11 protein-coding genes, 1 tRNA gene and 1 pseudogene are annotated in these 10,629 nt (G+C 64.6%); 11 read left to right on the forward strand and 2 right to left on the reverse strand.

Annotated features, from left to right (window positions below):
- Nucleotides 1-126, forward strand: a 126-nt coding sequence (locus M3149_RS22035) for an integrase core domain-containing protein (protein WP_251711062.1), incomplete at its 5' end; no start/stop codon positions are given.
- Here the strand turns inward: M3149_RS22035 and M3149_RS22040 are convergent.
- Together M3149_RS22040 and M3149_RS22045 are read right to left on the reverse strand one after the other, a co-directional pair.
- Complete coding sequence (locus M3149_RS22040) at nt 123-986, reverse strand: DNA ligase (protein ID WP_435370778.1); 864 nt, start codon at nt 984-986, stop codon at nt 123-125. The genes M3149_RS22035 and M3149_RS22040 overlap by 4 nt on opposite strands.
- A 29-nt stretch (nt 987-1,015) precedes the next feature.
- On the reverse strand, nt 1,016-3,295 hold the full coding sequence (locus tag M3149_RS22045; RefSeq protein WP_251711516.1) for an arginine/lysine/ornithine decarboxylase: 2,280 nt from the start codon (nt 3,293-3,295) through the stop codon (nt 1,016-1,018).
- Nucleotides 3,296-3,425: 130 nt separating this feature from the next.
- On the opposite strand from M3149_RS22045, the gene M3149_RS22050 reads away from it, so the two are divergent.
- The 10 genes and pseudogenes from M3149_RS22050 to M3149_RS22095 all read left to right on the forward strand — a co-directional run.
- The gene (locus M3149_RS22050; RefSeq protein WP_251711517.1) at nt 3,426-3,851 is read left to right on the forward strand and encodes an NfeD family protein; all 426 of its coding nucleotides are present in this window, start codon (nt 3,426-3,428) and stop codon (nt 3,849-3,851) included.
- A gap of 36 nt (nt 3,852-3,887) precedes the next feature.
- Nucleotides 3,888-4,808, forward strand: a complete 921-nt coding sequence (locus tag M3149_RS22055; protein ID WP_251711518.1) for an SPFH domain-containing protein — start codon at nt 3,888-3,890, stop codon at nt 4,806-4,808.
- A gap of 4 nt (nt 4,809-4,812) precedes the next feature.
- Nucleotides 4,813-5,208 carry a DUF2237 family protein gene (locus M3149_RS22060; RefSeq protein ID WP_251711519.1) on the forward strand — a complete coding sequence of 132 codons (396 nt, stop codon included), beginning with the start codon at nt 4,813-4,815 and terminating at the stop codon, nt 5,206-5,208.
- Between the two features lie 20 nt (nt 5,209-5,228).
- Nucleotides 5,229-5,318 (forward strand) — tRNA-Ser (locus M3149_RS22065).
- A 187-nt stretch (nt 5,319-5,505) separates the two neighbouring features.
- A complete protein-coding gene (locus M3149_RS22070; protein ID WP_251711520.1) occupies nt 5,506-6,720 on the forward strand; it encodes a tyrosine-type recombinase/integrase in 1,215 nt (404 codons plus the stop codon).
- 128 nt (nt 6,721-6,848) lie between these two features.
- On the forward strand, nt 6,849-7,187 hold the full coding sequence (gene tnpA, locus M3149_RS22075; RefSeq protein WP_251711521.1) for an IS66-like element accessory protein TnpA: 339 nt from the start codon (nt 6,849-6,851) through the stop codon (nt 7,185-7,187).
- Entirely contained in the window at nt 7,184-7,516 is a 333-nt protein-coding gene (tnpB, locus tag M3149_RS22080; protein ID WP_251711522.1) for an IS66 family insertion sequence element accessory protein TnpB, read from the forward strand. The genes tnpA and tnpB overlap by 4 nt, the downstream gene beginning before the upstream one ends.
- Before the next feature lie 84 nt (nt 7,517-7,600).
- Nucleotides 7,601-8,539, forward strand: a pseudogene (gene tnpC, locus M3149_RS22085) (IS66 family transposase); the annotation flags it as partial.
- A gap of 114 nt (nt 8,540-8,653) precedes the next feature.
- Nucleotides 8,654-9,874: a tyrosine-type recombinase/integrase gene (locus M3149_RS22090; protein WP_251711523.1), complete on the forward strand. Its 1,221-nt coding sequence runs from the start codon at nt 8,654-8,656 to the stop codon at nt 9,872-9,874.
- Nucleotides 9,871-10,629 (forward strand): tyrosine-type recombinase/integrase (locus M3149_RS22095; RefSeq protein ID WP_251711524.1); only part of this gene is annotated, 759 nt, incomplete at its 3' end. The genes M3149_RS22090 and M3149_RS22095, both read left to right, overlap by 4 nt.

Below are 10,629 nucleotides of genomic sequence, written 5' to 3' on the forward strand. Positions count from 1 at the left end.
GAGCGCACCGCCTGGCTTCCATCCTTCTTGAGCTACTACAACACCCGCAGGCCTCATTCGGCCCTCGGTCATCGCCCTCCGGCTTCCCGCCTCGGTGGGAATAACCTATTGCAACTCAACACCTAGCGAGAGGGCGCGTCGGGTCGCACGCGCATGAAGCTGGCAAAGCGCGGCAGGCCACTTTCGTGGAGCCCGCGGAATCGGTAGGTGACCCAGCTGCCGATGGCGGGCGGGTCGTCGCGCTGCGCATCGCTCAAGCCGGTGCCCAGCTTGAAACGCAGCCCCTCGGGCGTGCGCACCAGCAATGCGCCCAATCGACCCGCGTGGCGGCCAGCGCCCGGTACGTACCCGATCACCTGGGCCTCGGCGTCTTCGTGGGTCTTGACCTTGAGCAGGTCATCGCTGCGCAGCGCGCGGTGAGGCGCATCACTGCGGTGCAGCATCAGGCCCTCGCCGCCCTCACGCACCACGCGGTCCAGCCGCGCCATCAGTTCGTCGTGGCTGGCCACCCGGTCTTGCGGCACGGCCTGCACCCACGGCTGGCCGATGCGGCGTACCTGGGCGTGATACGCCGCGATGCGTTCGGTGAAAGTGCCCGGATGCGCCGGCATGTCGAACACCATGTAGCGCACGCGCCGCCAGGCCTCGTCGTCGGGCGTTTGCCGGCGCACCGTGGACAGGGCTTCCTCGAACCGTCCGCGACCGACCCAGAGCTCACCGTCCAGAGGTTCGGTGGGCCATTGCGCGGTGAACCAGGCCGGGGCGGCAATGGTTTCACCGCCGCGTGTGAGCAGTTGCCGGCCATCCCAGAAGGCGCGCAGGCCGTCGTACTTCTCGCTGACCCAGTAAGCGTGAAGGGGCACGCCCGGGCGATAGACCTTGGCCAGCATCACCGCCGGCGCTGCAGCGGCCGTGCCCGGTGCAGCGACCAGAGCGGGCCACGCCAGCGCCAGGAACAGCGCGGCCGCCAGGCCGCGCCGCAGCAGCCCCGGCCTCACGCGCACCGGCAGCCGCGTCAAGCCTTCACGCAATCGGCAAAGTAGGCCTTGCGACCGCTGTCGTCCGCCACCTCGACCAGACCGTGGATGTCGGTCTCGAAGCCCGGGCACGCACTCGCGAACTCGCGGTTGAACTTGAGGTAGTCCACGATCTTGCGGTTGAACACCTCACCCGGGATCAGCAGCGGGATGCCCGGCGGGTACGGCGTGACCAGGCTGGTGGTGATGCGGCCCTCGAGCGCGTCGATGGGCACGCGCTCGGTGGTGCGCTGCGCGATGTGCGCAAACGCCTCGCTCGGCTTCATGGCCGGCGTGAGATCGCTCAGGTACATCTCGGTGGTCAGGCGCGCGATGTCGTGGCGCGCGTAGAGCGTGTGCACGTGCTGGCACAGGTCGCGCAGGCCCATCTGCTCGTAGCGGGGCTGCTTGGCGCAGAACTCCGGCATGATCCGCCACATCGGCTGGTTCTTCTCGTAGTCGTCCTTGAACTGCTGCAGCGCGGTCAGCAGCGTGTTCCAGCGGCCCTTGGTGATGCCGATGGTGAACATGATGAAGAAGCTGTAGAGCCCGGTCTTCTCGACCACCACGCCGTGCTCGGCGAGGAACTTGGTGACGATGGAGGCCGGGATGCCGCTCTCGCCAAAGCTGCCATCAAGCTTGAGGCCGGGCGTGACGATGGTGGCCTTGATCGGGTCGAGCATGTTGAAGCCCGGCGCCATGTCGCCAAAGCCATGCCAGTCCTGCTCGGTGTCGTGGCCATCGCGCTGGCGGTTGAGCACCCAGTCTTTTGCCTCGCCCACGCCTTCCTCGGCCAGGTGCTCGGGGCCCCAGACCTGGAACCACCAGTCGTCCTTGCCGAAATCGGCCTCGACCTTGCGCATCGCGCGGCGGAAATCGAGCGCCTCGAGCAGGCTTTCCTCCACCAGCGCCCGGCCGCCCGGCGGCTCCATCATGGCCGCGGCCACGTCGCAGCTGGCGATGATGGCGTACTGCGGGCTGGTGCTGGTGTGCATCAGGTACGACTCGTTGAACAGGTGCCGGTCGAGCTTGACGTTCTGCGAGTCCTGCACGAGCACGTGGCTGGCCTGGCTGATGCCGGCCAGCAGCTTGTGGATCGACTGCGTGGAATACACCACCGACTCCATCGGCCGCGCCCGCTTCTTGCCCATGGCGTGGTAGTTGCCATAGAAAGGGTGGAAGGCCGCGTGCGGAAGCCAGGCCTCGTCGAAGTGCAGATTGGCCACGTAGCCATCCAGCATCTGCTTGATGGCCTCGGTGTTGTAGAGCACGCCGTCGTACGTGCTTTGCGTGATGGTGAGGATGCGCGGCTTGACGGTGTCGGCGTCCACACCCGCCAGCAGCGGGTTGGCGCGGATCTTCTCGCGGATGGCCTCGATCTCGAACTCGCTCTGCGGGATCGGGCCGATGATGCCGAAGTGGTTGCGCGTGGGCTTGAGGAAGACGGGGATCGCCCCCGTCATGATGATGCTGTGCAGGATCGACTTGTGGCAGTTGCGGTCGACCAGCACCACGTCGCCCGGCGCCACCGTGTGGTGCCACACCATCTTGTTGCTGGTGCTGGTGCCGTTGGTGACGAAGAAGCAATGGTCGGCGTTGAAGATGCGCGCCGCATTGCGCTCGCTGGCACCGATGGCGCCGTTGTGGTCGAGCAGCTGGCCGAGTTCTTCCACCGCGTTGCAGACGTCGGCGCGCAGCATGTTCTCGCCGAAGAACTGGTGGAACATCTGGCCCACCGGCGTCTTGAGGAACGCAACACCCCCCGAGTGGCCCGGGCAGTGCCAGGAGTACGAGCCGTCCTCCGCGTAGTCGAGCAGCGCCTTGAAGAACGGCGGCTGGATGCCTTCGAGGTAGCTCTTCGCCTCGCGGATGATGTGACGCGCCATGAACTCCGGCGTGTCCTCGTACATGTGGATGAAGCCGTGCAGCTCGCGCAGGATGTCGTTGGGCAGGTGTCGGCTGGTCTTGGTCTCGCCGTAGATGTAGATCGGCACATCGGCGTTCTTGCGACGCACCTCTTCAATGAAGGTGCGCAGGCTGAGCACCGCCGGATCGAGGTCGGGGCCCTGGGTGAACTCCTCGTCGTCGATCGACAGGATGAAGGCGCTGGCGCGGCTTTGCTGTTGCGCAAACTGCGACAGGTCGCCATAGCTGGTGGCGCCGAGCACTTCCATGCCCTCGCTTTCGATGGCCTGCGCCAGCGCGCGGATGCCCAGACCCGAGGTGTTCTCGGAGCGGTAGTCCTCGTCGATGATGACGATGGGAAAGCGGAATTTCATGCGGTTCTCCAGCGAAGCGCGCAAGTGTACGGAAATCCCGTGTCGCTGCCGCAGTGCAGCAGACGCTTTGGCGCAGAATGCGCTCACGGGCGCCGGGTGGCGCCGCTTGATCGAAAGGACGGTGAGCCGCATGGCCGATTCGACATGGTGGTGGTTGCTCGCAGGCGCCCTGGTGGCGGTGGAGTTGCTGACGGGCACCTTCTACTTGCTCATGCTGGCGCTGGGCATGGCCGCAGGCGCCCTGGCGGCACATGCCGGGTTGCCACTGGCCGGGCAACTGATCGCCGCCGCGCTGGTGGGCGCAGCCGCCGTGGCCGGCTGGTACTGGCGCTCGCGCCGCCAACCGGGTGACCCGTCGGTGCGCAGCTTGCGCAGCGTCAACCTCGACGTCGGTGAAATCGTTCAGATCGATCAGTGGAACCCCGACGGCACGGCCACCATCAAATACCGTGGCGCGCAATGGACGGTCATTCAACGCACCGGCAACGCGCCCGTTCCCGGCAGCTACCGCGTGGCCGAGCTGGTGGGAAACCGCCTGCTGGTCGAGAAAGCCTGAGTTCCCACTTCCCCGCACACAAACAAGTACCCGACCATGGAAATCGCCATCCTGCTCTTCGTCATCGCGGCCATCTTCATCACGCGTGCCATCAAGATCGTGCCGCAGCAGACTTCCTGGGTCGTGGAGCGCCTGGGCAAGTACCACGCCTCGCTCGCGCCGGGCCTGAACTTCCTGGTGCCCTTCATCGACAAGGTGGCCTACAAGCACAGCCTGAAGGAGATCCCGCTGGACGTGCCCAGCCAGGTCTGCATCACGCGCGACAACACACAGCTGCAGGTCGATGGCATCCTGTACTTCCAGGTGACCGACCCGATGCGCGCCAGCTACGGCTCGTCGAACTACATCGTCGCCGTCACCCAGCTTGCGCAGACCTCGCTGCGATCGGTCATCGGCAAGCTTGAGCTCGACAAGACCTTCGAAGAGCGCGACATCATCAACGCCCAGGTGGTGCAGGCCATCGACGAAGCCGCGCTGAACTGGGGCGTGAAGGTGCTGCGCTACGAGATCAAGGACCTCACCCCGCCCAAGGAAATCCTGCACGCGATGCAGCAGCAGATCACCGCCGAGCGCGAAAAACGCGCCCTGATCGCCGCCTCTGAAGGCCGGCGCCAGGAGCAGATCAACATCGCCACCGGCGAGCGCGAGGCCTTCATCGCGCGCTCCGAAGGCGAGAAGCAGGCCGAGATCAACAAGGCCCAAGGTGAAGCCGCAGCCATCCTCGCCGTGGCCGAAGCCACGGCCGGTGCGATCCGGCAGGTGGCAGAGGCGATCCGCCAGCCCGGTGGCGAGCAGGCGGTGCAGCTCAAGGTGGCGGAAAGGGCCGTCGACGCTTACGCCAAGGTCGCGGCCGACGCCACCACCACCCTCATCGTGCCCAGCAACATGACCGAGGTGTCCGCACTCATCGGCTCGGCCATGAAAATGGTGCAGACTGGCGCAGCAAAAGGAACTTGAACCGATGGATGACCTTGCGCGAAACGTGCTCGGCAGCGACCTGCAGGCCTGCTCGTTCGACCCCCTCACCGGCTTCTTTCGCGACGGCTGCTGCCACACCGGTGATCAGGACCTGGGCAGCCACCTGGTGTGCGCCCGCGTCACCCCCGAATTCCTTGCCTACTCGCGCAAGCGCGGCAACGACCTGACCACTCCCCGACCCGAAATGCGCTTTGCCGGCCTCAAGTCCGGCGATCGCTGGTGCCTTTGCGTCAACCGCTGGCTTGAAGCCCTGCAGGCCGGCGTGGCCCCGCCGATCGTGCTGGAGGCCACACACGAGAAGACGTTGCAGCACGTGCCGCTGGAAGTGCTGCAACAGCACGCGTGGCGCCGCGCAGAAGACGGCAGCACCACCGGCTGAGCTACAATCTCCGGCTTCGCGGAGAGGTGGATGAGCGGTTTAAGTCGCACGCCTGGAAAGCGTGTGTGGGCTAATCCCCACCGCGGGTTCGAATCCCGCCCTCTCCGCCATGTATCAAGCTCGAAACGGCCCAAGTTGTTTCATCAAGAGCCCTGAAAGCCCCGTCAGCCCTTGTGTTGCGGGGCTTTTTTGTCTCAGAACCGATCGCAAGGGCCGTTTACATCTCAGGCCTTCTGTTGGTATCGTGCGTGGTATCCGGGCGGCACCGTGTTGGTATCGCCACTACCAACATCTGCCATGCCCCTCACCGACACCGCCATCCGGTCAGCCAAGCCCAGGGACCGCGCCTACAAGCTGACCGACGAAAGAGGCCTGCACCTGCACGTTACAGCCCAGGGATCCAAACTCTGGCGCTGGGCCTACCGCTTCGACGGCAAGCAAAAACTCATGGCCTTGGGCAAGTACCCGGACATTTCCCTAGCGCAGGCGCGCGAAGCAAGGGACGGGGCACGAAAACTCCTGGCGAGCGGAACCGACCCCATGGCCCAGCGAAAATCCGACAAGGTCGCGCGGCGCCTGGCCTCAGAAAATTCGTTCGCGGCCGTCGCCCGCACCTGGTGGGAAAGCTGGAAATCGGCGCGCAGTGCAAGCCACGTGGAGTACGTCTGGCGACGACTAGAGGCCGATGTGATCCCAGCGATCGGCGCCCGGCCGATTGCCGATATCGAAGCCCCCGAGCTGGTGGCCATGATGAAGGCCATCGAGCGCCGTGGCGCCCTGGACATCGCCAAACGTGCCCTCCAGACCACCAGCCAGATCTTCCGCTATGCCATCGCTCACGGCATGGCCATGCGAAACCCCGCGGCAGACATCCGCCCGAGCGATGTCTTGGCCACACGCAAGAAAGAAAACTACGCTCGTATCGACGCCAAGGAGCTGCCCGCCCTGTTGAGAAAAGTTGAGATGTACCAGGGTGCGCCCACCACGCGCGCGGCGATCAGGCTCATGGCGATGACCTTTGTGAGAACGTCCGAGCTCATCGGTGCCCGCTGGGAGGAGTTCGACCTTGACGCTGCCCGATGGGACATACCGGCGGAGCGCATGAAGATGAAGACGCCACACATCGTGCCGCTGTCCACACAGGCCGTGAGCCTGCTACGCAGCCTGCATACGCTGACCGGTCACAGTGCCCTGCTCTTTCCCGGGGAACGGGACCATGAGAAACCAATGAGCAACAACACGATCCTGGGGGCGCTGGATCGCATGGGCTACAAGGGGCGAATGACCGGCCACGGGTTCAGAGGCATCGCTTCCACCCTGCTTCATGAACAAGGTTGGCCGCACGAACACATCGAACTGCAGTTGGCCCACCAGGAGCGCAACCGGGTCAGCGCCAGCTACAACCATGCTCTCTACCTGCAACCCCGGGCCACGATGATGCAGGCTTGGAGTGACTACCTGGACTCAAAGATGTACGACAACGTGGCGCCCCTCGCGCGCAAGCGCGCCTGAAACCGGAGGCTCAATGGCACTGGACACCACGAGCGCGGCCATCCTCGGTAAGCGCACGGCCATCCCACCCTTGAAGGGATTGGTCTAAGCGGCAACGATGGTGTCCACCAAGCAAATAGGTGGACACCATGAATGAAGCCAAGAAGAAGACCCGCCGGAGGTACGGCGCCGAGCTCAAGCAGCAGATCCTTGCCGAGTGCGCCGAGCCAGGCGCTTCGGTGGCCGGCATTGCCCTGTCGCACGGCATCAACGCCAACGTCGTGCACAAGTGGCGCCGCCAAGATGGCAGCGTGCTGCCTGCACTGGAGGCGCCCGCATTCGTTCAGGTGTCGCTGCCGCCCGCGGCGTGCGCACCTGCACCGGACATCCGCATCGAGCTGTGCCGTGGCGCCACCACCGTCTCGGTGACCTGGCCCTTGGATGCGGCCGATCAGTGCGCCGTGTGGTTGCGAGAGCTGCTCAAGTGATCCGGGTTGATGCGCTGTGGCTGGCCACTGAGCCGCTGGACATGAGAGCGGGCACCGAGACGGCGCTGGCTCGCGTGGTGTCGGTCTTCGGCGCGGCGCGACCGCACCACGCCTACCTGTTCGCCAACAGAAGAGCCACCCGCATGAAGGTGCTGGTGCACGACGGAATCGGTGTGTGGCTGGCAGCGCGGCGCCTCAACAGCGGCAAGTTCGTCTGGCCGCGTGATACTGCAATCACCGCCGCGCTCACCCGCGCACAGTTCGATGCGCTGGTGCTGGGCCTGCCCTGGCAGCGCCTTGGCGACGGTGGTGTCATCACCGTGGTCTGACTCTGAAGCGCAGACCGGTGCTTGCCAATTGGGGCATGCGCCAATGGTGCGCACATTCCAGTGCTGGCACAGTGAATGTCCATGGTGGTCGAGCCTCAATCCCTGCAGAGCCTGTGCGCAGAAGAGCTGCGTGAGCTGACCACGCGCCTCATGGCGCAGCTGCGCCACCAGAGCGCGCTGCTGGACAAACTCACGCACGAGAACGCGCTCTTGAAGCGCATGAAGTTCGCGGCCCAATCCGAACGCTTCAACCCCGAACAGAAGAGCCTGCTCGAAGACGAGATCGAGGCCGACCTGGCGGCCGTGGCCACGGAGATCGATGCGCTGCAGGAAGCGCAGGCACCAGCCAAGCTGGAAGAGAAGAAGGCGCCGAAGCGCGCGCCGCTGCCGGCCAACCTGCCGCGGCGCGAGATCCGCCACGAGCCTGAGTCCACCCTGTGCCAGTGCGGCTGCCAGATGAAACGCGTGGGCGAGGACGTGGCCGAGAAGCTGGACTATGTACCCGGTGTGTTCAGTGTCGAGCGCCATATCCGGGGCAAGTGGGCATGCGCGAAGTGCGAGACGCTCACCCAAGTCCCCGTCGATCCTCACGTCATCGACAAAGGCATCCCCACCACCGGGCTGCTGGCGCAGGTGCTGGTGGCAAAGTACGCGGACCACCTGCCGCTGTACCGTCAGGAAGCGATCTTCGGCCGCGCCGGTTTGGCGATCCCGCGCTCCACACTCGCTCAATGGGTGGGCTCCTGCGGCGTGCAGTTGCAGCCGCTGGTGGATGCCATGAGAAACGAGCTGCTGCAGCACCGCGTGCTGCATGCCGACGAGACGCCGGTGTCCATGCTCAAACCGGGCAATGGCAAGACGCACCGCGCCTACCTCTGGGCTTACGCCACGGGTGCCTTCGAGAACACCAAGCTGGTCGTCTACGACTTCTGTGAATCGCGCTCGGGCGAACATGCTCGGCGCTTCCTGGGGGACTGGAGGGGCAGCCTCACATGTGACGACTTCAGTGGTTATGTTGCGGCCCGAGATATGTGGTCCTCTGTGACGCCGTCAACGCGGTTACGCGATTCTGCGGTGGTTGACACAACATAGATATCGGCACCTGCTGGCAGCCCTTCTTCACTTTTGAGGCCCGCCATGTTCGAGAACCTCTTCGCCGATGTCGACACGATCGCACGTCATCGTGACGGCCCCCTGTTTGACGAGCGACACCGCTATCTGCTTCACTGCGCCTCAGTCGGCGCCACGCTGCACACACAGCGCAATCGGGCCAGAGCCTTGCTCAGGCTCGCCATGTCGCTGCCGGCAGACGTCCACGGCCAGGTTGATGCCGAACTATTGCGCCATCTGATCTCAAAGCACCAGCCACCTGTTGCTGACCAAACGGCAGCCGGCCTGCTCAACATTGGGCGACCATGGCTGAAGTTCATTGGCTGGTGGCATCAGCCCGAGCAGCCAATTGCATTCCCCGAGGTGCTGGAGCGGTTCGTGGTGTGGATGCGGGACGAGCGAGGTCTGACACCGTGCACAGTCGAGCAGTGGCGCTATCGTACGGCCAACTTCCTAAGGTGGTGCAAGGAGGCGGGTAGAGATCTCAAGTCGCTTGAGCCCGAGGATATCGACGCCTACTTCGTGACCTACGGCGCGCAGCGATGGTCACGCATCTCCGCTGGCCACATCGCGAGGATGCTGCGCGTGTTCTTCAAACACGCTGCTTCGACTGGCGCATGCTCAGAGAGGCTGGCCGGTTCAATCCTGTGCCATCGCCGTTACCGCCTCGAGACGCTCCCCTACGCGCTGGGCTGGCATGACGTTCAGCGGTTGATCAACACCGCCACAGGCAGCACCGAGGTTGATGTACGGGATCGAGCCATCCTTCTGTTGCTTGCGATCTATGGGCTGCGACGCGGCGAAGTCGCCGCCCTGCGTCTCGAAGACATCGACCGCGAGCGAGGCCACATCCGGGTCTGGAGGCTCAAGCGCCACCAACCGCAGATCTATCCACTGGTGTCGTCGGTCGAGCAGGCCCTCACCTTGTACATCGAAACCGCCAGACCTTCGGTTGCCCAGGCGCAAGTGTTCATCCGTACGCGGTCACCACGTGTACCGATCTCGGCGCCGGGCATCTACGACGTTGTCAACCGGCGCTTGCGTTCGCTGGGGGTGCAGGCGGCACACCTCGGCCCCCATGCGTTGCGCCACGCTTGCGCATCGAAGATGCTTGCCGACGGACTGACGCTCAAGGAGATCGGCGATCACTTGGGTCACCGCAGCGCGGCCTCGACGAGCATTTACGCCAAGGTCGACCTGGCTGGTCTGCGCCAAGTCGGCGAATTCGACTTGGGGGGCCTGCAATGAAGACGAGCGAACTCATCAAAGACTATCTCGCCGCCAAGCGTGCCCATGGAACGCGGCTGCGTAGTGGTGAGCGTGCGCTGTACCAGTTCGCACGCGAGACCGGTGATCGACCGCTGGCTGCGGTGACGCCCCAATCAGTGGCGACATTCCTACGCGGCCGAGGTGATCTCAGTGCTACTTGGACGACGCGGTATCAGCTCCTGGCTGGGCTCTACAGATTTGCCTTGGCTCGAGGTCATGTGAGCGCTTCGGCGCTTCCCGATCAACGCCCGGCGCTGCCACCGTCGATCACCCCCTACGTGTACTCCCAAGCCGAGTTGAAACGCCTGCTCGATGCGACAGACGTCCTCGAATCACCGTGCAGCCGAATGCAGGCTCCCACCTACCGGGCGCTGATCCTGACTCTGTACGGCAGTGGACTGCGGGTCGGCGAAGCCGTGCGCCTGAACCTGAGCGATGTCGATCTGGCTGAGCGAGTGCTGACCGTTCACGAGACGAAGTTCTACAAATCTCGTCTTGTGCCGTTGGGCGAGCAACTTGCAGCTGCGCTGGCCGCCTACCTCAAGCGACGCTGCTGCGTGGCCATGCCCCAAGGCTCGAACTCGGCGTTCTTCGCGAGCCGTGAGGGTCGCCGGCTAAACTACCCGCGCGTCGTGACGCTGTTCCAGCGAGTGCGTGCCCACGCTGGAATTGGATGTCCTCCAGGCGCGTCTCGGCCGCCGCGACTGCACGATTTACGACACACTGCAGCCGTG

The sequence above is a fragment of the Hydrogenophaga intermedia genome (assembly GCF_023715105.1).
Lineage (GTDB): Bacteria > Pseudomonadota > Gammaproteobacteria > Burkholderiales > Burkholderiaceae_C > Hydrogenophaga > Hydrogenophaga intermedia_A.

Excerpts from the sequence above, each read along its gene's own strand:
- M3149_RS22055 (WP_251711518.1), top strand. The coding sequence starts at position 3,888 with ATGGAAATCGCCATCCTGCTCTTCGTCATCGCGGCCATCTTCATCACG.
- tnpA (WP_251711521.1), top strand. The coding sequence starts at position 6,849 with ATGAATGAAGCCAAGAAGAAGACCCGCCGGAGGTACGGCGCCGAGCTC.
- M3149_RS22050 (WP_251711517.1), top strand. The coding sequence starts at position 3,426 with ATGGCCGATTCGACATGGTGGTGGTTGCTCGCAGGCGCCCTGGTGGCG.
- M3149_RS22045 (WP_251711516.1), bottom strand. The coding sequence starts at position 3,295 with ATGAAATTCCGCTTTCCCATCGTCATCATCGACGAGGACTACCGCTCC.
- M3149_RS22070 (WP_251711520.1), top strand. The coding sequence starts at position 5,506 with ATGCCCCTCACCGACACCGCCATCCGGTCAGCCAAGCCCAGGGACCGC.
- M3149_RS22060 (WP_251711519.1), top strand. The coding sequence starts at position 4,813 with ATGGATGACCTTGCGCGAAACGTGCTCGGCAGCGACCTGCAGGCCTGC.
- M3149_RS22090 (WP_251711523.1), top strand. The coding sequence starts at position 8,654 with ATGTTCGAGAACCTCTTCGCCGATGTCGACACGATCGCACGTCATCGT.